General features: G+C 67.6%; 17 protein-coding genes and 1 pseudogene. 13 read left to right on the top strand and 5 right to left on the bottom strand.

Going from position 1 to position 23,027, the window contains the following annotated elements; genetic code table 11:
• Positions 1-34 precede the first annotated feature (34 nt).
• On the top strand, positions 35-211 hold the full coding sequence (locus IG98_RS50505) for a hypothetical protein (protein ID WP_157594332.1): 177 nt from the start codon (positions 35-37) through the stop codon (positions 209-211).
• A 150-nt stretch (positions 212-361) separates the two neighbouring features.
• Positions 362-811 carry a PHP domain-containing protein gene (locus IG98_RS52535; RefSeq protein ID WP_211263986.1) on the top strand — a complete coding sequence of 150 codons (450 nt, stop codon included), beginning with the start codon at positions 362-364 and terminating at the stop codon, positions 809-811.
• Between the two features lie 202 nt (positions 812-1,013).
• Here the strand turns inward: IG98_RS52535 and IG98_RS52530 are convergent, their stop codons facing one another.
• Positions 1,014-1,433, bottom strand: a complete 420-nt coding sequence (locus IG98_RS52530; RefSeq protein ID WP_030911648.1) for a hypothetical protein — start codon at positions 1,431-1,433, stop codon at positions 1,014-1,016.
• A 248-nt stretch (positions 1,434-1,681) separates the two neighbouring features.
• On the opposite strand from IG98_RS52530, the gene IG98_RS51905 reads away from it, so the two are divergent.
• The 6 genes and pseudogenes from IG98_RS51905 to IG98_RS53305 form a co-directional block, all read left to right on the top strand.
• Positions 1,682-2,536 (top strand): Hachiman antiphage defense system protein HamA, encoded by an 855-nt coding sequence (locus IG98_RS51905; RefSeq protein ID WP_030911645.1) that lies wholly within the window; start codon positions 1,682-1,684, stop codon positions 2,534-2,536.
• Positions 2,529-6,104 carry a DEAD/DEAH box helicase gene (locus IG98_RS0114830; protein ID WP_030911642.1) on the top strand — a complete coding sequence of 1,192 codons (3,576 nt, stop codon included), beginning with the start codon at positions 2,529-2,531 and terminating at the stop codon, positions 6,102-6,104. Before IG98_RS51905 ends, IG98_RS0114830 begins: the two co-directional genes overlap by 8 nt.
• A gap of 234 nt (positions 6,105-6,338) precedes the next feature.
• Entirely contained in the window at positions 6,339-6,599 is a 261-nt protein-coding gene (locus IG98_RS50500; RefSeq protein WP_157594330.1) for a hypothetical protein, read from the top strand.
• Between the two features lie 54 nt (positions 6,600-6,653).
• Entirely contained in the window at positions 6,654-6,821 is a 168-nt protein-coding gene (locus IG98_RS50495) for a hypothetical protein (protein WP_157594329.1), read from the top strand.
• Between the two features lie 143 nt (positions 6,822-6,964).
• Positions 6,965-7,936, top strand: a complete 972-nt coding sequence (locus IG98_RS46875) for a hypothetical protein (protein ID WP_157594328.1) — start codon at positions 6,965-6,967, stop codon at positions 7,934-7,936.
• Between the two features lie 210 nt (positions 7,937-8,146).
• Positions 8,147-8,647 (top strand): annotated as a pseudogene (locus IG98_RS53305) (transposase); the annotation flags it as partial.
• Positions 8,648-9,059: 412 nt separating this feature from the next.
• Here IG98_RS53305 and IG98_RS0114805 read toward each other — a convergent pair.
• Positions 9,060-9,242, bottom strand: a complete 183-nt coding sequence (locus IG98_RS0114805) for a hypothetical protein (protein WP_030911635.1) — start codon at positions 9,240-9,242, stop codon at positions 9,060-9,062.
• A gap of 283 nt (positions 9,243-9,525) precedes the next feature.
• On the opposite strand from IG98_RS0114805, the gene IG98_RS46870 reads away from it, so the two are divergent.
• Entirely contained in the window at positions 9,526-12,546 is a 3,021-nt protein-coding gene (locus IG98_RS46870; RefSeq protein WP_157594327.1) for a hypothetical protein, read from the top strand.
• Between the two features lie 411 nt (positions 12,547-12,957).
• On the opposite strand, the gene IG98_RS50490 is transcribed toward IG98_RS46870, so the two are convergent.
• Positions 12,958-13,104 (bottom strand): hypothetical protein, encoded by a 147-nt coding sequence (locus IG98_RS50490; RefSeq protein WP_157594326.1) that lies wholly within the window; start codon positions 13,102-13,104, stop codon positions 12,958-12,960.
• A gap of 309 nt (positions 13,105-13,413) precedes the next feature.
• Between IG98_RS50490 and IG98_RS50485 the strand changes: the two genes are divergently transcribed.
• Positions 13,414-13,608 (top strand): glycine zipper domain-containing protein, encoded by a 195-nt coding sequence (locus IG98_RS50485; protein ID WP_169750114.1) that lies wholly within the window; start codon positions 13,414-13,416, stop codon positions 13,606-13,608.
• Positions 13,609-14,036: 428 nt separating this feature from the next.
• Here the strand turns inward: IG98_RS50485 and ligA (IG98_RS0114790) are convergent, their stop codons facing one another.
• Positions 14,037-16,133 (bottom strand): NAD-dependent DNA ligase LigA, encoded by a 2,097-nt coding sequence (ligA, locus tag IG98_RS0114790; protein ID WP_030911629.1) that lies wholly within the window; start codon positions 16,131-16,133, stop codon positions 14,037-14,039.
• A gap of 428 nt (positions 16,134-16,561) precedes the next feature.
• Here ligA (IG98_RS0114790) and ligA (IG98_RS44870) point away from each other — a divergent pair, with 428 nt between their 5' ends.
• The 3 genes from ligA (IG98_RS44870) (at position 16,562) to IG98_RS0114775 (ending at position 21,719) form a co-directional block, all read left to right on the top strand.
• On the top strand, positions 16,562-17,995 hold the full coding sequence (gene ligA / locus IG98_RS44870; protein ID WP_245651561.1) for an NAD-dependent DNA ligase LigA: 1,434 nt from the start codon (positions 16,562-16,564) through the stop codon (positions 17,993-17,995).
• Between the two features lie 158 nt (positions 17,996-18,153).
• On the top strand, positions 18,154-20,247 hold the full coding sequence (locus tag IG98_RS46865) for a DUF4132 domain-containing protein (protein WP_051752092.1): 2,094 nt from the start codon (positions 18,154-18,156) through the stop codon (positions 20,245-20,247).
• 359 nt (positions 20,248-20,606) lie between these two features.
• A complete protein-coding gene (locus IG98_RS0114775; protein ID WP_030911624.1) occupies positions 20,607-21,719 on the top strand; it encodes an RNA-guided endonuclease InsQ/TnpB family protein in 1,113 nt (370 codons plus the stop codon).
• A 322-nt stretch (positions 21,720-22,041) separates the two neighbouring features.
• Here IG98_RS0114775 and IG98_RS44865 read toward each other — a convergent pair whose 3' ends face one another.
• Positions 22,042-22,938, bottom strand: coding sequence for an alpha/beta hydrolase fold domain-containing protein (locus tag IG98_RS44865; protein WP_245651560.1), 897 nt, complete (start codon positions 22,936-22,938; stop codon positions 22,042-22,044).
• Positions 22,939-23,027 lie beyond the last annotated feature (89 nt).

Genomic DNA, 23,027 nt, shown 5'->3' with positions numbered 1-23,027 from the left:
CGCCCTTTCCGAACTCACCATGCAGGAGCCGACCATGTATCACCACCTCCCCGAGTGGATTTCGTTGATCGTCAGTGCCATCAATCTGGCCGCCGCCATCATTCGGCTGATCACCGCGCGCCTGCAGCGCCGCGGTGCTTTTCCGGCCTCCAAAGCCACTGGCACCTCCCGGCCGGAGCCGGAGTCCTCCACCAACCCTGAAAGCCGGTAAGAGCGCCGAGCGGGGGCCGGAAGTTTCTCCCGGCCCCCGCCCACTGGTGCGCATCCGCGCCTTTGGAGTGGCTCTGCATGCCGCTTCACTCTTTTGTGCGGGCGTGTCGGGCGACGTGTTCAGGCGGCCGTCACCCCATACTGATCGAACATGTATTCGATATGGGATGCCCCAGGCCCGCTGCCGCACCGGGGAGGGCTCATGCCGGGGGACGAGTTCGTGCATCTGCATGTCGCGTCGGGGTTCTCCGCCCGCTACGGGGCCTGCCACCCGCAGGACCTGGTGCGCGGTGCGGCGGATCTCGGCATGGAGGCGCTCGCGCTGACCGACCGGGACACCGTGACCGGTGCCGTCCGTCATGCCAAAGCGTGCATGAAGGCCGGGGTGCGCCCGATCTTCGGCGTGGATCTCGCCGTCGGCGCTTTCACCCCTGCGCTGGCACGTCGGGCTCGGCCACCGGTGCGCGGTGACGCCCACGTTATGGAGCCGCCGCTGCGGATCACTGTGCTGGCCCGCTCGGCCGCTGGGTGGGGGCGGCTGTGCCGTCTGGTCTCGGCCGCGCACGCGAGCCCGGCCGACGGCTTACCCGTCGCCTCCTGAGAGGCTCTGCGCGAGTACCTGGGCGAGGGCTTGGCGGTGTTGCTCGGTCCGACTTCGGAGCCGGTGCGCGCGCTCACTGCAGGGCGGTGCGATATCGCCGAGATGAACCGCGCCGGGTTTTGTGGAGACTGGTCTGCCCCGGATCCGGGGCAGACCACCGACTCCACCGAACTCGGGGTACATCACCGGCGTTTGCCCTTCGTCAATCGGCGGGCCGTTCCGGTGGGGCGTTGCGTTCGGCGAGCAGGCGCTGGACGACCTTCTCGGCTGCGCGCTTCAGCCGCTGCTGAGCCTGCTCCTGACCTTCTTGCTGCTCACGTAGCCGGGCCTCGGCGGCCACGGCTACATCCCGCTGGTCGCAGGCCTGTTGCAGGAACTGCTGGTGAGATTGGCATTTGCCGGCGAAGTCCGCGCGTAGTTTGGCGATCTGCCCGTTGAGTTCCACCCGTATCCGGTCGGTTTCGGCGCGGGCGCCCTCGGCCCCCCAGCGCCTTGTTCCAGGCGGCCTCAGCTTGCTCGGTTCGGCCGATCCGGCGTGCAGGTCTTTTCCGGCCTGGGCGAGCTCGGTGGCGCGTTCGGCCAGCGTGCAGAACGGCAGGATCAGCTCGGCCGAGGTGGCCACGCTGAGCGCGCTGGCGGAAAAGCCGTTTCCGCCCTACGCCGAGTGACGGCCACCGGATGCGGTACCTGCACACCCCATCACTATTCGGCGTAGGGCGGCCGTACCCTCGCCACCAATCAGATCGGCATCGTCCTCCTCGCGCCCTGGGCGAACGCCTGGCGCAGTCACCATTCGGCCGAAGGGCCTTGATCGGTCTATGTCGTACCCTGGACGGTCACACTTCTCTATGGCGTAGGACGGGCTGGCGCATGCTCGATAGGTGGCTCACCGAACAAGGTCAGGGCGAGACATCCGGCATTTTGCACGTGCGACACCTCACCACCAACCATGAGATCGACCCGCAGGCCGCACAGGATTGGCTCGGCCACGAACTGCTGCGCAACTATGTGCCGACCGACGAGCTGAACGTGCTGGAGACGGTCTTTCGTGATCTAGCGCTGCCCGGGCTCGCCGATCACCTGATCAAGCACAAGTTCCCCTCCGATCCCAAGGTCCGCAGCGGCGATTTCGGTGAGGCGTTGAGCGGGGCGTTGTTTCGCCGTGTGCGGCGCTGGTGCGTGCCCATCTTGAAGCTGCGCTACAAGCACCGGCCCGACCAGCCGGTGCAGGGAGCCGACTTCCTGGCTTTCCGACTGCGGCAGGTCCCGCCGGTGGTGGCCTCTCCAGAGGTCAAGACGCGCCTGGACAAACGCTTGGAGGTGGGTCTGCAGGCGGCAAAGAGCCTGCAGGGCGTCATGGACGACCTGCCCTCCAGCATCACCTTCGTAGCGGCCCGCCTGTCTGATCGCGGGCTGGCCCTGGGCAGCCGCATCGGGCAGTTGCTGGTGTCGGAGTTCCGCGTGGAGCGGCACATCGTGCTGGTCCAAGACGAGCGGCACTGGGATAGGCGGGTGGTCGAGCGGCTGGAGCCGGAGCTGACCGAGCAGACGGAGGTGACAGTGATCGTCCTTCCCGAACTTCGGGAGCTGATCGGTGATGCGTACGCGTCGGCCGCCACGGCGCCAGCCCGAAGCGCCGCCCGTCGTCGCGAAGGCACCGACCACCAGACCTTTGACGCCGACCATGATCGGCGCAGGCCAGAGCCGGAAGTCGTTGATGCGTGACTACGACGGGCGGCTGGCGCGCCTGGCCGCCCGCGCCTTCGACACCGACCAGCGGCGCACCTGGCTACGTCAGCTGCGTTCAGCCACCTTGCTGGAGCAGGTCCGTCACCCGGACACGCCTCGGCCGGCCTTCACCTTCGACCCGGTGCACGTCGCTCAGGCCGCGGATCTGGTCCGGCTGGCCGAGCTGACCCGCACCGGCCGCGAGCGGCGCCGCGATCCCGGGCAGTTGCCGACGATCGCACAGGCCTACACCGACCTGGCCGCCGCCCACCCCGGCGGGACGCCGCGCCGCCTGGAGCTGCTGGCGGTGGCGGCCTCCACCTGGAGTCTGGCCGGCTACCAGGCCAACGCCGCCAAGCTCGCCAGCGACTATCTGGCCGAGATCGACCTCGCTGCGGGGACCGCGCCTGCGGCGGTTCCGGTCCTGGAGCAGGCCGCACCGGCGGCGATCGCGGTGCTGGTTGGCGTGATTTTGCGACGTGACCTCGGCGAGGTCACCCGGCTCGGCGCGCTGGCCGAGGAGACCTTGCCACGGTTGGGAACCCGGATGCTCGCCGCGGCCGGTTCCGAGCCGCTTGATCGCGCCGACGCCGCGGTGCTGGCCGCCTACGGGCTGCTGGGCCGCGCCGCCCGCGCGCTGGCCCGGTTCTGGCGACGTGGCGAGCGCGCCGCAGGCACGGCCGCGCTGACCGACCTGCGCCAGGCGGCGCAACTGGTGCTGCAGGCCAACATCGTGGACACCTGGGTGCTGCTGGACAACCTCGCGCATGTCGTGGAAGACGCGGTGGCCACCTCACCGTGGCGGCTGCTGCGACGAGCGCCGACCTGGAACGGGCGGTGGGAGCGATACCTGCGGGCCCGTGCCCTGGCCCAGCCGCCGGTGGTGCAGGTGTGGCCGTCTCAGCGGCAGGTGCTGGAGGCAGGTCTGCTGGATGCCGATCAGCCGCACCTCACCGTCACCATGCCGACCTCGGCGGGCAAGACCCACCTGGCCGAGTGGGCTATCCTGCACGCCCTGGCTGTTGCGGCCGCGCCCGGGCGGCTGCCCAAGCTGGCGGTCTACATCGTGCCCTCCCGCGCACTGGCCTCCGAGGTCGAACGGCACCTGGCGGCCAGTCTCGGCCCGCTCGCGCTGCGTGTGTCCGGCTTGTTCGGCGGCGCCGAACACGTCGGCTACGAACTGCAGCTGCTCGCCACCACCGACGTGCTGGTGGTCACCAGCGAGAAGTTCGACCTGCTGCTGCGCAATGACCCCGATCTCGCCGAGCGGCTCGCGCTCGTGGTCGTCGACGAAGGCCACCTGCTCGGTGAAGGTGAGCGCGGGCTGCGCCTGGAACTGGTCGTGACCCGGGTGCGGCAAATCTCATCGGCTGCTCGGCTGCTGATCTTGTCGGCGGTGCTGCCCAACGTCGACGACGTGGCCGCCTGGCTCGACCCGCAGCGCCCGCACCTGGCCGCGGTGAACTGGAGCCCCTCCCAGCTCAACATGGGCGTCTTCACCTGGAAGGGCCGCAAGGCCGATGGCCAGCAGGGGTTTGTGGAGTATCGCTCCAGCGACGCCGACCACGCCTTCTTCCTGCCGTATGTGCTGAGCCGGCACCAGCGCCGCACCAAGCTGTTTCCCGAGGAGACCAAGGACGTCGCCGCCGAGCTGGCGCTGCACTACCAGCAGCTGGGACTTGTCTTGATCGCCGTGCCCAAGAAGGCCTCCACTGCCACCGTGGCCCGTGCCGTCCGCGCGGCCGCCGACCGCGCCGACGTCGTGCTGGGCGCCGATGACAGCGGCCTGGTCCCCCCCGACCTACGCGCCCACCGCGACCGGGTTATCGAGGTCATCACCGAGTACGCCGGTGCCGACCATGAATTGGTCGCTCTGGTGGGCCACGGCATCGGCTACCACCACGCCGATATCCCCGAGGCGATCCGCCAGGAACTGGAAAAGGCCTACCGTGCTGGCGCCCTGCGTGTCCTGGCCGCCACCAGCACCTTGGGCCAAGGCGTCAACCTCCCCGCCAAGACCGTTATCGTCGCCGGTATCCACCGCGGTCGCGACGACCGGCTATCGGTACGCGACTTCCTCAACATCGCTGGCCGGGCCGCCCGCCCCTTCCGCGAAACCGAGGGCCATGTCATTCTCATCGCCAAGACCGAGGACGAGGCCCGCGCGCTCCGCCGACGCTACATCGACTCTCCTGAACTCGAGCCGATCTGGTCGACGCTGATCCGGCTGTATGTCACCCTGGTCCGGGCCCGCTTGGGGAGCAGTCTGCCGCAAGGGCGTGATGTTCCTGCTGACCTGGAACTCCTCGACCCTGACGATGGCACCGCAGCTGCCGAATGGGCCGCAATCGTGGATCTGCAGCTGCTGGCGCTCCTCGCCGAAGAGGTCGTCGGAACTGACGATGAGACGCTGCTCACCGCCGCCGTCGATCAAGCACTCGGTGCCACGCTGGCCGCCGTTCAGCTAGGGGATTACCCCCTAGCTCCGTTGACCCGTTTCGCTAGCCGCCGCATGCGCGCGCTAGCCGTCCGCATTCCCGACGGCACGCTGCGCGCCACCTACCTGCGCACCGGCCTGAGCCTGGACGGCTGCGCCAGCGCCCAAGCCGGTGCTCGCCACCTGGCCGCGCTGGTGGACCTCGATCCGGGCCTGCTGACCGAGGAACGCTGGCCTGAGCTGCGCACCCACCTGCTGCACCAGGCCCTCACCGTGGCCGAGCTGCAGCGCTCGGCGCTCCGGGAGAAACTCCCCGACCTGACCGTGCTCGTCGAGCTGGCCACCGACTGGATGGACGGCCTCGGCGTTGACGAGTTGCGCCACCGGCACGGCACCCGTCTGGCCCTGGCCGATCCGATGCGGTTCGCCAAGGTGCTGGATCGGCTCATCGTCCACGACCTGGCCTGGGTGCTCTCCGCCATGCTTCAGCTGTGGGAGCACGAACGCCCCGACCTTCCCCTCACCGGTCCGATCTCCGCATGCGCCGCCATGGCCAAATACGGCGTCAGTTCCGAGCCGGCCTGCTTTGCCGCCAGCATCGGGGTGCGCAACCGCCGCGACGCCGTCACCCTCGGCCAGCTGTACCCGGCCGCCCCCGGCCAGGGCTTCCCCCACTTCGTGACCTGGGCTGCGACCCTCACCTCCGATGCGGTCGCCCCCCTGGTCAGCGCACGCACCGCCCAGCTGTTCCTTCAGCGGGCCGCAGCCCTGATCACCCCACGCACGGCCCTTGATTTGGCCATCCAGGAGGCCGGCACAGTAATCGTCCCGGTCCGGGGCATCGCCGCGTTGCGCACCGCATCTTTCCTCGCTGTTGTCGATGACGGTGAGGAGGTGCTGCTGCGCCGCGAACGCGGCAACGCCGCTGACCCTCAAGCCATCGCCGTCTACCTGACCGCCGATGTCAAGATTGGCTACGTGGCGCGCGAGGTCGCCCAGGTCATCGCGCCGCTTTTGGACCTCGAAGACGGACCCGTCGCCCACGCCGCACTGGACCCGCTTCCTGGCCGCACGTCCGCGGACCTCGAACGCCGCGACGCAGTCACCATCCGCATCACGATCCGCTGAGTCGACCCCCGATAAATCCAGACGCTGCTCCGCGGCGGACAGCTGTTGTCGCCCCGCCTCGGACATCGGCTGCGGCAGTGTGCGAACGGAAACGGCCCAGCGGGCCGTAGCGCTCACGGCTCACTTACGCGGCCTAGAGCCTTGAGAAGATCCTTACAGGGTCGATGCGCTACGCGGATGCCAGCAAGGAAAGATCAAATACGCCTCATTCGGGTCACAGCGTAGGAGAGAACCGTGCTTAAGAAAATCGCAGTGCTGAGCCTTGCCAGCGGGGCAATGCTAGGAATGCTTGGCGTCACCTCGGCGTCCGCTTCCGTGGAAGAAGAAGCACGGCGCGTGGTGATTTCTGGGACCGTCTACATCATGGACGATGAAGCTGTCGGGGCCAACGTGCGTTGCCATGCCGGTGTGACGGACAACGACGTCGTCGTCACCAGCCAGCAAATGGTTATCAACCAGAGCTGGTCCTGCGGTGGGGGGTCCTCGCCGAACTGATCGGCTTCGTCGATCTGCTGCCGGGCAACGTCATTCGCTACCGGGGAGGTCATCATGCGTGAGGGTACCTGCGGCTGCCAATCAGACCCGATCCGCGCGCGAAAGGGCTTCAATCAGGTCATCATGCCGGGAACGCAGGCACGTGTGGCCACCGGGCGGATGGAATGGAGCGGTGGCGATGTCACCGACATCACCTTGCAGGTGCTTAACACCACCCCGTGACCCGCTGGTGAACAGCGGGAGGAGTATCGACCTAGGAAGACACGGGTCTTCAGATCTAGGCGAGCACTCCGACCCGCACATCTTCATGGGCAGACCTAACGCGGGGACTGGCCGATGCATCGGCTGACGGCGAACATAGGGGCGTGGACCAACGTGTCATGCTGCTCGCTCCTGACCACGTCTCCGATGAGCTCGGCGGAAGCTACCAGGATGCCTGCCAGGCGCTGGATCTGGAGCCGACTCCCGGCGGCTATGCCATCTATCTCATGGACACCATGAACCACCGGACCACTGTCATCTGTGCCAACACCGGTCCGGTCCGGCAGGCGAAACAGGACTACGAGTCCGGCGGGGAGGGCTCACTGGTCAATGCTCTGAACCTCGATGACATCCTCGACATCCGCATCGGCTGGCCCGAGGAATGCGGCGGCGGGCCACGCTGTCAGTTCTGCCGAAACCCCGACCCAACCTGGCTGTACGAAGGCGCCGACGTAGAGGTTCTCCTGGGGGCGCCGCCCTTCGATATCGGCTCGCCGCAAGTCATCGGTACGGACGTGGTGGGTTGCATGGACTGGTATGCCTGCGACGTCTGTCATGAGCTGATTCAGGCGGCTGACCAGCATTCCTGGCACCGGCTCTTGGACCAATACGGCTTCAGCCACGTGCCCATGCCAGTGCAGGCCGCCTGGTGCGAGTTCTGGCTCAACCACCGACGCCCCGAGCCCGCACCGCCACCGGCATGGACACCGGCGCGACGACGCGCCACGGCCAACCACCTCCGTCTGCACTGGGATGAATGGGCCGCGAGATATCCCCTGGACGACGTCGTTTTCACCAACGAGCCGGGAAGGCCCGAACTGGCCGGGGTCGATCGGGCCTTGGCCATCGCTCGCGCCTACCTCCACCAGCCGCCGCCGCCAGGCAGGATCCGCAGCTATCCCGCGGGCCCGGCCAGCATCGTCCGCGCCGACGGGAACGACTGGAGTCTGATTGGCCGTACCGACTCTCACGCGATCATCCTTCTCGACGATGTTCCTGAGGTCCTTCACCCACTCAAGGGCCCTCAGACCACGTCGCTGCTGCGCGGCTTGGAGGAGCTCATAGGCGCGCCATAATAGTTTGCCGAGAGCCCGATGTTGGTGGTCGGCCTCGGGGAACAATGGAGCAGCCCTCAGCGACCTCACAGACGAACAACGAGAGGAGATACGCACGCTGGTGCGCCAGATCGCCACAGAAGAGCCCTCCGGGAGACTGTAGAAAAACGGTGTAACTCCTGATCAAGGAATACACACCTGATGAGTATTGTGATCCAGGCATCCGAAGATATGGACCTGGAGAAGGCTGCGGTGGCGCGGCGAGACGATCGTGAAGCGTCGGATCAGGAACTGGTCGACCAGGCCCGCGCTGAAGGCCTGGAGTTGGTGGGTGAGAATGGGCTGCTGGGCCGACTGGCCAGGCTGGTGCTGGAGTCGGCGCTGGAAGGTGAGGTCCCGACCATCTCGGCTATGACAAGCACAATCCGGCCGGTCGCGGCAGTGGGAACGTCCGCAACGGCGTCCGATCCAAGACAGTGCTGACTGAGGTCGGGCCGGTGGAGATCACCATGCCGCGGGATCGGGATGCCAGCTTCGAGCCGAAGATCGTGCGTAAGCGTCAGCGGCGACTGTCGGGGGTTGATGAGATGGTCATCTCCCTTGTCGGTCAAGGGGCTGAGCACCGGGGAGATCTCCGCGCACCTGGCCGAGGTCTACGACGCGCAGGTGTCCAAGCAGACCATCTCCACCATCACCGACAAGGTACTGGAGGGTATAGCCGAGTGGCAGAACGATCGTTATCTGGGGTTGTCAAGCGAACCGGCTGGTCAGCCACTTGAAAGTCGTTCAGGCACATAAGGCAAATAGGTGGGCCGAAGCTGATCCGTCTGGTGTGAGGCTGCACCAACGATCGAAGATGCCTCCTTGTGCGGCCGGGGTATGGGCTGCTGAGGACTCTCACAGCAGAGCGTAGGGCGAGTGAGGGCAGCGCGCGCTGGCAGGCCGGGAGCGTGCCGCCCATCCGGCCTACATGTAGCGCCCGGCATGGGAGCTTTAATCCCTCTTCTGGCGAGGATAGGAGCTGGCAGTCGCTTGACTTGGGTTTTGATCGCGTTCAGGTCGGCAGGCAGCGGCACCCGAGTCACGCTCTTGCCGAGCTTGAACTACTTGTGGTGGCGTTGCCATCCTCGTGATCGTGGGTGTGTCAGTGGTAGGCGGCCACGGCGGCGAGGTAGAGGGCGAGGGTGGTGGCGGCCGCGCCCGCGCCGGTGAGGATCGCGTTCGCGGTGCCGGCTCCGGCGCTGCGGGCGATCAGCGCGGTGGTGATCGCGATGTTGAGGGTGACGGACAGGGCCAGCAGCAAGGACAAGATCTCTACCAGGCTCATCAGGGGCTCCCGGTGCGGTCGTGGTGGGCGCCCCCCAGGGGGCGGGGAGCGGAGGGCACAGCCGAGGCTTCCTGTCCAGGTGGCCGTCCAGCAGGAGATGCGTCGCAGGTTGGACACATCCAGGGGAAAGGCGCTGCTAGCCGCTTTAGGGTGCAGTGCACGGGAAGGGCCGTAGCGGCCCGGTGTCCAGGGGGTAGGTGGACACCATTGCCCGTGCGGTGAGCGAAAGGGCGCCAGGATGGTGGACGCTGCGACCAGAACACCGGAGCCGGACTTCCCTGCGATGCTCGCTCAGCTGGCCGCGTTCCGTAATGAGCAGCTGGGGCGACACCCCTCGGACCGTGCGCTTGCCGAGGCTGTGAAGGTCAGTCCGACCACGGTCGGGGACTGGTTGCGCGGGGACCGGTTTCCCCAGCGGCTCGACCAGCTACTCGCGCTGGTGCGGGCGGTGCGGGTGCGGGCCGAGCGCGCCAGGTTGGCCGAGCACGTCGCGGCGGCCGAGCTGCTGGACCTGGATCGGTGGCGTCTCGCCTACGCCGCCGAGGCCCGCCGGCGGGCGGGAGGGACCCGCGCCGCGGTGCTGGCCGAGCAGGGCCGCGCCGCACTGGAGTGGTTGTCCCCGGGCCGTCCGCTGAAGCAGGTGAGCGATCCGTTCCAGCTGGAGGTGCACCACGCCATCGACGCCGACAGCGGTGTCGACAGCGGGAGTGCGGGTCTGCCGGAACTGCCGGTGTACGTGCGACGCGACCATGATCAGGCGCTGGGGGCGGTGGTGGCGCAGGCTAGGGCCGGGGAGAGTCGGGTCGCGGTGCTGGTGGGCGGATCCTCCACCGGCAAGACCCGGGCCTGCTGGGAGGCGCTGCACCTCTTACGCAACCAGCCAGAGGAGTGGAGGTTATGGCATCCCATCGACCCAACTCGTGCTGATGCCGTGCTGGCCGATCTGGAGCGAATCGGGCCGCGCACTGTGGTGTGGCTGAACGAGGCCCAGTTCTACCTCGCCGACCCCGCCCTGGGAGAGCGCGTGGCCGCCGGGGTGCGGGAGCTGCTGCGCGATACCGAGCGGGGCCCGGTGCTGGTGCTGGCCACCTTGTGGCCGACCCACTGGGATGCTCTGACCACCCGTCCCAGCGCGGGCATGGTCGGCTCGGATCCGCATGCGCAAGCCCGGGAGCTGCTGGCGAGGCACAAGATCAAGATCCCGGACGCCTTCACCGGCCCTGACCTTGCCGCGCTGGCTGTTCAGGCCGCCCGCGACCCCCGGCTCACCGAGGCGGCCGAGCGCGCCCGAGACGGTCAGATCACTCAGTACCTGGCCGGGGTCCCGGTTCTGCTGGACCGCTACGCCGAAGCGCCGCTGGCGACTCGGGCGCTGATCCACGCCGCGGTGGATGCCCGCCGACTGGGATGCGGACCGCGTCTTCCGCTGGCGCTGCTGGCCGAGGCCGCTCCGGGCTATCTGACCGAGGCCCAATGGGAGCAGACCAGCGACGACTGGCTGCAGCGCACCCTGCAGTACGTGACCACCCCCTTCACCGGCATTCCGGGCATCCTCACCCCCATCAAGACCGGTGCACCCCGCAACCGCCGCGGCTCTGCGTCTGAAACCCAAGCCCGTGCGACGTCCGGGCCGCTGTACCGGCTGGCCGACTACCTCGACCAACATGGCCGCCGCCACCGCGCCGAGGAGATCCCGCCCATCGACTTTTGGACCGCAGTCGCAGCGCACGCTCATCCCAGCGACCTGACCGCCCTCGCGAATACCGCTCGGGCCCGTGGCCTGTACCAGGACGCCGCCCAGCTCTACAAAAATGCCACCACCTACGGTGATTCCCGGGCTGCGCCTGCCCTTGTCGACCATCTGCACGCCCTGCACCCCACCGACCACCGCCCCGCCCACTGGGCCGCCAATCACACTGCCCTTGATAACCCGTTCGCGGTGGGCTGGCTGCTGGACAAGTTACGAGAGATCGAAGCGCGTGATCAGATCGCCGTGCTGCTGGCCCGAGACCCCGCCACTCAGGCCCCTGTTGACAACCCACGCGCGGTGAGCATGCTGCTGGACAAGCTGTGGAAGGTCGGGGCACATGACCAGCTCACCGTGCTGGCCGGACGAGTCGCCAATCACATCTCTTTCGACAACTTACGCATGGTGAGCATGCTGCTGGACAAGCTGTGGAAGGTCGGGGCGTATGACCAAGTCACCGCGCTGCTGGCTCGAGATCCTGCCGCCCACACCCCTCTGGAGAACTCGCAGGAGGTGGGCAGGTTGCTGGCCAAGTTGCGGGAGGTCGGGGCGCACGATCAGGCCGCTGCGCTGGCCGAACGAGCCATCGCCCACGTTCCTCTCGATGACCCGCAAGAAGTGGGTTGGCTGCTGGCCAAATTGTGGGAGGTCGGGGCGCATGATCAGATCGCCGTGCTGCTGGCCCGAAACCCTGCCTCCCACGCCCCTTTGGGTGACCCGCAGGAGGTGGGATGGTTGCTGGCCAAGTTGCGGGAGGTCGGGGCGCATGATCAGATCGCCGTGCTGCTGGCCCGAGACCCCGCCTCCCACGCCTCTCTCGACGACCCGCGCGCGGTGGGCTGGTTGCTGGACGACCTACGGGAGAACGGGGCGCACGATCAGGCCGCTGCGCTGGCCGAACGAGCCATCGCCCACGCCCCTCTCGATGACCCGCAAGAAGTGGGCTGGTTGCTGGACAAGCTACAGAAGGTCGAAGCGCATGATCAGATCGCCTTGCTGTTGGCCCGAGACCCCGCCTCCCACGCCCCTCTGGAGGAACCACGTGCGGTGAGCATGCTGCTGGACAAGCTGCGGGAAGTTGAAGCGCATGATCAGATCGCCTTGCTGTTGGCCCGAGACCCCGCCTCCCACGCCCCTCTGGAAGAACCACGCACGGTGAGCATGCTGCTGGACAAGCTGCGGAAGGTCGGGGCACATGACCAAGTCACCGTGCTCGCCGAACGGGTCGCCACTCACGCTCCCCTCGACAACTCACGCACCGTGGGCGTGTTGCTGGACGGACTGCTAAGCGTTGGGGCACACGATCAGATCGCCATACTGGCCAAACGAGCCGCACCTCGTATTTTCCTCGACGACCCGAGCACGGTGAGCATGCTGCTGGCCAGGCTACGGAAAGTCGGAGCACATGATCAGATCGCCGTACTGGCTGAACGGCTGGTTGCCACAGGGCACTTCACCCAGTTCATCGCAGTTGTTAACCAGCACGAGCGGTTTCGGTTCGGGTGTGAACCTGACACGACTGCTGCTGCCCCGTGGACGTGGGATGACCTGGAGTGATCTGATAGGAGATCCAAGCCTTGAAGGGGCCGCTGGCAGAGGGGGAGCGGAGCGTTCGGCCTGACGGTGGGTGTGTTGAGCCTCGCATAGTCGAGCCTCGGCGGCTGCGGCGTTCCGATGTCACATGGCGAGTCCGTGAGCTGGGCATTCCTCTGAGTCCGCGCTCCATGTCACCTTGATCGTTCCAGGTTACGTGTCATTTCCCTAAGGGGGGTGCTGTTCTCCTGCAGCGCCGCCTCAGTTCCTCTTCGGATGCCTTCAGCGCCTCTCGCAACCGAGCACGTTCGGCTTCGACCTCCCGCAGTCGGGCTGTTCCCGCTTTGAGCCAGTCGCGTTCCGCGAGCAGGGTTCTGAGCTCGGCCGTGGCCAGTTCCAGGTCGGCCGCCAGCGCTTCGGCCGAGGTGCCCGAGCTCAGTTCGGCCTCGCGAACGGCCTGCCTTGTTTCTCGATCGCTTCCTCGATGTGCTCGCGCAGTTCCTCGGCGTATACCAGCCAATTCGAGACGCGGGCAGTGCGAGCGAGTTTGAGGAAGGTGATCTTCTCTCCGACCTCGGACACTCCTCGAGGGTCTTGAGTACTCGGCGCTTGATCTCGCTGTCGCGCGCTCAAGGCATGTTCCATCGAGGGCATGCCAGGTGTTTCGGCCGAGCCCGCGATACCGGTAGAGGTCCAGAACGGCGCAGAGGCTGGCAGCGAAGGCCCGTGCGGTAACCAACTCGTCGACGGGGAGGCGCTGACGCCTGCTGCGGCGCCGAGACGCCGCTGTCAGTGCCAGAAGCCTTGATGTGTGGAGGAAGATGGTCGCGCATCCGCCGTGATGGGCCGCCAGATCGTCAGCCTTCCGCCCACGCCCCCGGGAGAGATGCGATGACGAACAAGAACATGCCCCCGGGCGCCGGGTTCTGTTTCGGGATCGGCCTTGGCTTGGTCTTCGGGATTGCCTTGGACAACCTCGCCATCGGTGTCTCGCTGGGTGTTGCCCTGGGTGCAGCCTTCAGCGCACGGAAGAATGACGACGGCGAACGGTCAAGTACTTCGCCGTCAAGGCCAACTGGTAATTGAGCTTCCCTCCGCAGTTCGGACAGCAGCGGTGTGACATCAGGCTCCTGAGCCCGGCGGCTGATGACGCCGAATGACTTCCTAGACTGCTCAGTGGCCTTCTGCGCCATCCGCACCGCCCGCTCTTTCAACTCCAGCAGATACCGACGCTGGGCGGGGTACGACGAACCAGATCAACCTGACATGAGCTTCATCCTTTCCAACCGATGAAGTCTCCGGCAATCCCGGCGCGGTTCACAGCGACCTGAACGGCGGAGAAGTGGGCACCGCTCAGTCGAGCGCAGCAGCCTGAGAACGGCGCCCCCGGCGAGGCAGGCAGTCCACGATGTCATCACGGTGAGCGGACGCCCCCGTGAGCTGACCAGCCTGTAGTCGACGGTTATGGCCGCTGACCTGCGCTCCGCCCCCCGCTCCCATGGCTCCGGTCCCGATCAGATGAGGTCTCCGACGAGGTCGGCGAACTCCTCTGGGCCGACGATCCGCACGCCCAGGGTCTCGGCCTTGGCGCGCTTGGAGCCCGCGTTCTCCCCGGCCACCAGCAGGCTGGTCTTCTTCGAGACGCTTGAGGAGGACTTGCCGCCGGCGCGCTCGATCAGCTCGTTCATTTGGTTGCGGGTCAGTGCCTCCAGCGCTCCGCTCATGGAGCCGGTGACCACGACGGACATCCCGGCCAGCGGCAGCCCGGGGGTGCCGCCCGGCTCGGCATCGTCACCGGCACTGGTGTCGGAGCCGGGAGCGGGGGGCGGTGTCCAGCCGGGTTCGGTCATGGTGACCCCGGCCGCCACCAGCTTGTCGATCAGTGGGGCGAGCTCGACCAGCTCGGCCACCACTCCCGGGGCCTTCTTCGGGCCGAGGCCCTCGACGGCCTCGATCGCCTGGGCGTCGGCGGTGCGGATGGCGTCCATGCTGCCGAAGTGCTTGGCGATGCGGCGGCTCATGGAGCGGCCGGTGCCGCGCACGCCCAGCGCGCAGAACACCCTGCTCAGCGGCTGGGCCTTGGCCCGCTCGATGGCGGCGAGCAGGTTGTCGGTGCTGGTGGCGCCCATCCGCTCCAGGCCCAGCACCTGCTCGCGGGTCAGGTAGAACAGGTCGGCGAAGTCGGCGATCAGTCCGGCGTCGAGCATCTGCTGGATGCGGCTCTCGGCCAGGCCCTCGATGTCGAGCTGGTCGCGGCCGGCGGCGTAGCCGATGGAGGCGATCGCCCGGCAGGCGCGCCCGCGCACGCAGCGCCACCGCTCCTGGGAGGCGTCGATCTCGTCGCCGCACAGGGGGCAGACCTGTGGGATCGGGATCGGCTTCTCGTCGCCGGTGCGCAGGTGCACGACCGGGGCCTCGACCCGGGGGATCACGTCACCGGCCTTGTAGACGACCACGGAGTCGCCGAGCATCAGGCCCCGGCGGGTGATGTCGGCGACGTTGTGCAGGGTGGCGTAGGTGACGGTGCTGCCGTCGAGCACGACCGGCTCCAGCACGGCGCGCGGGGCGATGATGCCGCTGCGGCCGACGTTCCACTCCACGTCGAGCAGTTTGGTGATCTTCTCGGTGGCGGGCAGTTTGTAGGCGATCGCCCACCGGGGCGCGCGTGAGCCGAAGCCCGCCTGCGCCTGGTCGGCGGCGAGATCGCACTTGATCACGATGCCGTCGATACCGAAGGCCAGATCGGCCCGCTTGGCGGCGATCTCCTCGACCCGCTCCTGGATCCGCTCCAGGGTGGTGGCGACGATCCCGCCGACGTCGGTGACGGCCGGGGTCTGCGCCCCCTGCGCGGCGACCCACGCCATGACCTCGCTGTGCGGCAGCCCGCGCAGCGACGCTGCCTGCTCAGAAGCGTCGTCGGAGTGCAATAGCGCACTATAGCTAAAAAACGTCAGCTCACATACGTAAGGCCGATCTTGAGCGCGCAGTGCGCCAGCGGCGGCGCTACGCGGATTGGCGAACGTGGTGCCGTCGTGCGCCTGGCGCTTGGCGCACGCGTCCTCGAACTGCGAGGTGGTCATCATCACCTCGCCGCGCAACTCTACCGTGACCGGCTCGGCCAGCCTGGCGGGCAATCCTACTATGGTGCCGATCGCGTGGCTCACATCCTCACCCTTGGTGCCATCACCCCGGGTGACCAACTGCACCAGCCGCCCGCTGCGATAGCGTGCGGCGATCGCCAGCCCATCAAGCTTCGGCTCCACGCTCCATGCCGTAACTGGGCGCCCCAGCCTGCGCTCCAGCGATGCGGCCCACTCGACCAGCTTCTCCGCACTGAAGACGTTGTCCAGGCTCAGCATCGGCACCATGTGCGGCACATCGCCGACCACCGCACCACCAGCCACCTTGCCCGTCGGAGAGGTCGGCAGCACCTCATCAGGGTGCTCTGCTTCATACGCCTGAATGCCCCGGACCAGATGGTCGTAGGCGTCGTCGTCCAGAGAGGACGTGCCATCGCCGTAGTACGCCGCAGCGGCGTCCAGGGCGAGCTGAACGGCCTCGGCGTAGGCGCTCTGATCGGCCAAAAGGGTGCTGGGGGGTGCGTCAGTCATGATCCCATCATTGCGTTCGGCACCGACAATTTTCGGCCCGCGGAACGCGATCCCAAGCATCTCTAGCGCAGGCTGGACCAGCCCGCCGTCTCGGTCTGGCCGGATAGGGCGGCAGCCTTGGTCGTGGCATCCGGGCACAATTCTCAGCGGGAGAGCCACAATGGTGTCCAGTGAACCGCGCCAAGATTGCTGGAGGCTCTGATGTACCCCAGCTTTCGTGGAGTCACTTTGATCGACTTACATGCCTTCGCCCCTTCAGGAGAGGTCAGCATCTCGAGGAGATACCCCGAAGTTCCGCTGGAAGGTCCTGGATCTGTTGCAGGCTGGCCGGACCGCCTCACTCTTAACAGAGTGGGAAAGCCTTATGCTCCGCCTAGAAAAACCGCCATGCAAATGGGACGGAACCGGTCCGCCACCAACTGGGACGCGTGAAAACCAAGCTGGTCAAGGGATTGCTGCACGACATGGGAAACGGGACCCTACACGTGCGACTACGCGAGCTCCCGCACAGCGAGGTCATGGCATGGGTCACCGGCCAAGGCGTGCAGACCACCGCCGCCACCCCAGTGGCCGGAATCGTCGCCGAGACGCTGGTGCAGGTGCAGGGGCGCATCGAGCAGATCGCCACGGTGCGGCCGGAGCTGCCCTTTAACATCGATGGGATCGTGATTAAATGCGATCTGGTCGTCGACCAATCCCAGGCCGGTTTTAGCTCGCGCGCGCCCCGCTGGGCGATCGCCTACAAGCTGCCCGCCACCGAAAAGATCACCAAACTGCTCGGCGTGGAGTGGAACACCGGTCGCAGCGGCATCATCGCCCCACGCGCCGTGCTGGAGCCGGTCGAGCTCGACGGCAGCGTCGTCACCTACGCCACCTTGCACAACGTCGCCGACATCACCCGCCGGGGCCTGATGCTCGGTGACAGCGTGACGGTTTACAAGGCCGGCGACGTGATTCCCCGGGTCGAGGCACCGGTGGTGCACCTGCGCACCGGCGACGAGCGGCCGATCCCCATCCCGCAGGTCTGCCCGACCTGCGGTGACGCGATCGATGCCTCCCAGGAGCGGTGGCGGTGCGTGCGCGGGCGCGCCTGCCGGGTGATCGCCTCCATCGGTTATGCCGCCGGCCGCGACCAGCTCGACATCGAGGGCCTGGCCGAGAGCCGCATCCAGCAACTGCTGGACGCCGGACTGATCGCCGACTTCGCCGACCTGTTCTATCTGACCCGTGAGCAGGTGCTGGGTCTGGAGCGGATGGGCGCCACCAGCACCGACAATCTGCTGGCCGCCATCGAGCGGGCCAAGGCCCAACCGCTCAGCAGGGTGTTCTGTGCGCTGGGCGTGCGCGGCACCGGCCGGTCCATGAGCCGTCGCATCGCCCGGCACTTCGGCAGCATGGACGCCATCCGCGCGGCCGACGCCGAGGCGATCGAGGCGGTGGAGGGCATCGGCCCGAAGAAGGCGCCGGGGGTGGTGGCGGAGCTGGTCGAACTCGCCGACCTCATCGACAAGCTGGTCAAGGCCGGGGTCACCATGACCGAGCCGGGCTGGGCACCATCCGCGGCTCCTGACGCCGATGCCAGAGCCGACACCGACACGAGCGGCGCGTCCGAGCTGCCGCTGGCCGGGATGTCCGTCGTGGTCACCGGTGCGATGAGTGGGGCGCTGGAGGCGCTCACCCGCAACCAGATGAACGAGCTGATCGAACGCGCCGGAGGCAGATCCTCCTCCAGCGTCTCGGCGAAGACGTCACTGCTGGTGGCCGGGGAGAAGGCGGGCTCCAAGCGGACCAAGGCCGAGAGCCTGGGTGTGCGGATCGTCGGCCCGGAGGAGTTCGCCGGCCTCGTCGGCCTGTTCATCTGATCGACGAGCTCGAATCAGCCACGTGGCAATTGCCTCGTAGAGACCTATACGAGGCGATTGAACCGATCAGCGCATCGGCCTGGGCGCGGTGACGGTTCGATAGCCATCACCGGCCCGCCCATCACCCGCCAGATCCACCTCTGACAGGAACCATCGGCATGCACCTCTCCCCCCTCGCGCAGCGCCTGCACAATTTGATCACTGGGACCGCGAATGACCCCACATACTGGCCCGAGGCCTCCCAGTTGAGCGCCGGGCTGGGCGCGGCGGTCCGGACCGTCGACGGCAGCTTGATATCGGCACCGTACGTGGTCGACGAGCAGCGGCTGGCCGTGGCAGCCCGCGAGCTGGTCGGATACCTGCTGGACGAACACCGACGGTACGAATCCTTCTCCGTGATGGCGGCGGCGGGGCTGGCGGGCATGGACGCCGAAGTGAGCGCCCAGTTCGCGGAGAAGCGCGGGCCGATCGAGGTCGCCGAGATGGAGGTGGTGTTCGGCTGGGACGTGGAGCTGCGGGCGCTGCTCGCCGAGGCGATGGCCAAGGCAATGCGAGAACGGCCAGACCACGCCGCCCCGCTGCCCGCCGTCATCGAATGGCTCGGCGGCCTGCCCGGCTACCTGGACTTTGCCCGGACGGTTCTGGAGGCGGCCGAGGCCCGCGTCACGGCGATCCACGCCGGTGAGATTCCCTACAGAGCGGAGAAGGCGTTCGACGACGGAGAGAAGAGGACCATCGGCCGGGCCGTACGGCTGGCGCTCCTCCGGGACGAGCCCTGGCTGCCCGAGCTGCTGGACAGGCTGCTGCGCGGGATCGCGGTGGCTCCGACCCAGGCCAAGACCCTGCCGTCGCAGGGGTTGCTGTTCGAGATCGCCCGCGCGGTGGAAGAGCACCCGACGCCCGAGGCGATCTCCGCGCTACGCGCCGCCCGCCAGGCCACCCGGCATGCCGGGGTGCCCAAGCAACTGGACCGCATGTTCAAGCGCATCGAGGCCGCCCTGGCGAACCGGCTGGAGGTGGCGTTCCGGATACCCGACGGGCGGCTGCGGCAGGCTGTCGGCGAGCACACGGCGGTGATCTCAACCGACGGCAAGGTCGAGCTGTCGTGGTGGCATGGGGACAAGAAGCTGAAGGCGGTCCCGGCGGCGGTCAAACGGGAGCACCCCGATGAGGTCAAGCGGCTGCGCGAGCTGGCCAAGCAGACCGCGCAGCAGCAGGCCACCCTGGTCAGGGCGCTGGAGGCCGGATGCGCCGGCGAGACGGCTCCGCCGTACCGGCAGCTGGAGGGTCACCCGGTCACCGATCGGCTGATCTGGGAGTTCGAGGTCTCGCCCGGCGTGTGGCGCGCCGAGCTGGGGTTGAGCGTGCCGGACGTGCCGGTGCGGCTGTGGCATCCGGCCCGCGCGTCCCTGGAGGAGGTGCGCGCCTGGCGGGAGGTGGTGCAGGGCAAGGAGCTGCGCCAGCCGTACAAGCAGGCCTTCCGCGAGGTCTACCTGCTCACCCCCGCCGAGGAGGAGACGCGCGACCACTCGCGCCGCTTCTCCACCCACCTGCTCCGGTACGGCCAGGCCAAGACACTGCTCACCGACCGCGGCTGGACCGGCATGACGCTGGGCCACTGGGACTGGGCCGGAGGGTCCGGCGAGTGCACCGCCGCCAAAAAGCTGCCCGGTGGCCTGACCGTCACCTGGGACTTCCACCTGGACGAGGGGTCCGCCGAGCGGGACAACGTCGGCCCCGTCTCCATCTGCGTCAGCGGCGACATCCGTTTCCTCGCCGGCATCTCGCGGGTCCCGCTGGCCGAGGTTCCTCCGCTCATCCTGTCGGAGGCGCTGCGAGACGCCGACCTGGCCGTCGGTGTCACCTCCACCGGCCTGGACCCCAACGGCCACGGGGACTACTGGCAGTCCTACGGCTTCGGCGACCTGGCCGAGAGCGCCCAGGTCCGGCGCGACGCGCTGTCCCGACTGATCGGGCGTACCACCATCGCGGACCGGTGCACCATGACCGACCGCTTTCTGGTCGTTCGTGGCGATCTACGCACCTACAAGATCCATCTGGGGTCGGCGAACATCCTGATGGAACCCAACGACGCCTACCTGTGCATCGTCTCCGGACGCGACCCCCATGCCGGACTGTTCCTTCCCTTCGAGGAGGACGGCCGGTTGGCACTCATCCTCAGCAAGGCTTTCCTGCTGGCGAACGACACAGCCATCACCGACCCCTCCATCATCCGTCAGATCCGGGCTTGACGCACAAACGTGTGCGATTTATCCCGAGGTCGCCGGGCGGACCACGTCATGGCCCTTCCAATACCGGTTCGGTCCGGGAGCCAGCCTCCCAGTGCCCTCAGCTCTCGATGCCTGACCCCCTCCGACAGACACGACGGTGGATCACACGGATCCGCCGTCGTTTCCAGCCGCGTGGCCACTCCATGCCCGGCCCCGGGCGTCACGTCAGGCGACGGTAACCGATGACGTGCCGCTCGACCTGCTGGGCAACACTGGTTTCGGTAGTTCAGCAGTGCTTGCGAGGAACCTCGGGCCTTCAGGCCCGAGAGGAATCGCATACGGTGCCGCGCGTTTGACGAATCAACACTACAGTTCACAGTGTGAAATTCGTTGTGCAGGTGCGGCTGTTTCCCGCGCCCGCCCAGGAGGCGGCGCTGGCGGACACGCTGCGCCTGTGCAACGAAGCCGCCAACCTCGTCTCTCGCCTCGCGTGGGAGACGAAGACGTTCCGCAACTACGACCTGCGGGTGCACTCCTACGGCGACCTGAAGGCCATGGGCCTGTCGGCCCAGGCCGCCCAGCACGTCATCAAGAAGGTCTCCGACGCCTACACGACAGTGAAAGCCCAGGTAAGCGCGGAGCTTCGCAAGCCTCTGGCCAAGCCGATCGCCTTCCGCCCGGACGCCGCCCAGCCGTTCGACGATCGATGCCTGTCCTGGCAGGTCGAGGCCCGCACCGTGAGCATCTGGACCACCGGCGGCCGGATGAAGGGCGTCCGGTTCGCCTGCTCCGACGACCAAGCCCGCGCGCTGGCCGCCTACCGTAAGGGCGAATCCGACCTGATCCACCGAGACGGCATGTGGCTGCTCATCGCCACCTGTGACGTCCCCGATGTCGACGTCACCGAACCCGACGCCTTTCTCGGCGTCGACCTTGGCATCGCCAACATCGCCACCAGCAGCGACGGCGAACGGCACTCCGGCAGGCACCTGAACGCGGTCCGGCACCGCAACCGGGAACTGCGCCGCCGCCTGCAGGCCAAGCAGACCAAGTCCGCCAAGCGCCTGCTGAAGGCCCGCAGGCGCAAGGAGTCCCGGTTCGCCCGGGACGTCAACCACCGCATCTCCAAAAGCATCGTGGCCGAGGCGCAACGCACCGGGCGCGGCATCGCCCTGGAAGACCTCCAGGGCATCCGCGAGCGGGTACGGCTCCGCAAGCCCCAGCGGGTCACGCTGCACTCGTGGTCGTTTCACCAACTCGGTCGGTTCGTCGCCTACAAAGCCCGCCGCGCGGGTGTCGCCGTGGTCCACGTCGACCCCGCGTACACCTCCCAGGGGTGTTCGGCATGCGGCCACGTCGACAAACGCAACCGGCCGGACCAGGAAACCTTCGCCTGTACGTCGTGCGGCTTCGCTGAGCACGCCGACGTCAACGCAGCTCGTGACATCGCCTCACGCGGTGTCACAAGCTGGGCAGTGAGTCACGCCGCCTGACGCGGACCAAACCGTCGGAGCCACCGACGGCGAGGAGCTGCAAGCTCAGCCCTTCAGGGCTGAGAAGCTGACAGAAGCCACCTCGCACAACGTCGCCGGCCGTGACCAGCTCGACATCGAGGGCCTGGTCGAAAGCCGCATCCAGCAGATGCTGGACTGATCGCCGACTTCGCCGGCCTGTTCATCTGATCGGGCCTGCCCGAACTCGATGGCTGGACAATCGGCTCATCCTGGCGGGTCGTATCTCTGGGCGTTTCATCGATGAGCAGTACCTCGACACCACTCGGCCACTGCGGCCGCGTGGTTCGGAGCCCCGGGATGATCACTGTGCTCGGTCCTGGCGGTCGATCCAGTCCGCGATGCGGTGCAGCAGGACGGTGGCGACGGGAAGCGGGGTGGCCGACAGTACGGTGGCGTGGAAGGCGTGGGGCATGCCCTCGTAGATGTCGAGACAGACGTCTCCTCCGGCGGCGGAGACGGCTTCGGCGAAGCGCCGGGCGTCGTCGAGCATCACCTCTTTCGAGCCCACCGCGAGCAGTAGCGGCGGCAGCCCGTCGAGCTCGCCGTGGAGGGGGGACTGAGGTGCTCGGTCCGGCTGTGCCCCGGCCAGATACCGGGTGCGGACGTGGTCGAGTACGGCCCGGTTGACGAAGTCCTGGCCGTCGTTCGCGTCGATGGACGGGCTGGACAGGGTGAGGTCGGTCTGCAGGGAAACGGCCACCGCCGCCGCGGGGAGGGGGGCGCCCGCCTGCTTGAGCACGAGCAGCGCCGACAGCAGCAACGTGCCCCCGGCGGACTCACCCGCCAGGACGATCCGTGAGGCGGGCACGCCCTGGTCCAGCAGGCTTCGATAGGCGGCCACCAGGTCGTCGAGCGCGGCCGGATACGGGTGGGCGGGGGCGAGCCGATAGTCCACCGCCAGGACAGGGCGGCCGGTCGCTCGGGACAAGCGATAGGCCATGACCTGTTCCAGGTGGGGGTTTTTGTATTCGAATCCACCCCCGTGGAGGTAGATCGTGACCCCCGTCTCAGCCGCCGCCAGGCCCGCCGGGTGGCGGGGAGCGGTGACCCATTCACCGGGAATGCCGCCGGTGTGCGGCAGGACGGGCGTGAGGTCGGCATCAGCTGGCAGGACGGGGGGACGGGACTGCAGGGTCCCGAGCTCCGCCAGGGCCGCGGCGCTGTCCTCGGGCGTGGTGGGGATGTGTGTGACGTTCAAAACGTGATCCTTCCGCTGTGCAGGGTGGCTGAAGCTCGTTGATGGGACAGGTCCGGTGATGAGAGTGGTCACCAGAGGGCGTGCGGCCG

The organism is Streptosporangium amethystogenes (assembly GCF_000721075.1).
GTDB lineage: Bacteria > Actinomycetota > Actinomycetes > Streptosporangiales > Streptosporangiaceae > Streptosporangium > Streptosporangium amethystogenes.
The sequence above is the reverse complement of the archived record's forward strand: the minus strand, read 5'-3'. Positions and strand labels throughout refer to the sequence as shown.

Excerpts from the sequence above, each read along its gene's own strand:
- IG98_RS50505 (WP_157594332.1), top strand. The coding sequence starts at position 35 with ATGTATCACCACCTCCCCGAGTGGATTTCGTTGATCGTCAGTGCCATC.
- IG98_RS52535 (WP_211263986.1), top strand. The coding sequence starts at position 362 with ATGTATTCGATATGGGATGCCCCAGGCCCGCTGCCGCACCGGGGAGGG.
- IG98_RS51905 (WP_030911645.1), top strand. The coding sequence starts at position 1,682 with ATGCTCGATAGGTGGCTCACCGAACAAGGTCAGGGCGAGACATCCGGC.
- IG98_RS0114830 (WP_030911642.1), top strand. The coding sequence starts at position 2,529 with ATGCGTGACTACGACGGGCGGCTGGCGCGCCTGGCCGCCCGCGCCTTC.
- IG98_RS50495 (WP_157594329.1), top strand. The coding sequence starts at position 6,654 with ATGCGTGAGGGTACCTGCGGCTGCCAATCAGACCCGATCCGCGCGCGA.
- IG98_RS0114805 (WP_030911635.1), bottom strand. The coding sequence starts at position 9,242 with ATGAGCCTGGTAGAGATCTTGTCCTTGCTGCTGGCCCTGTCCGTCACC.
- IG98_RS46870 (WP_157594327.1), top strand. The coding sequence starts at position 9,526 with ATGCTCGCTCAGCTGGCCGCGTTCCGTAATGAGCAGCTGGGGCGACAC.
- IG98_RS50485 (WP_169750114.1), top strand. The coding sequence starts at position 13,414 with ATGACGAACAAGAACATGCCCCCGGGCGCCGGGTTCTGTTTCGGGATC.
- ligA (WP_030911629.1), bottom strand. The coding sequence starts at position 16,133 with ATGACTGACGCACCCCCCAGCACCCTTTTGGCCGATCAGAGCGCCTAC.
- IG98_RS46865 (WP_051752092.1), top strand. The coding sequence starts at position 18,154 with ATGCACCTCTCCCCCCTCGCGCAGCGCCTGCACAATTTGATCACTGGG.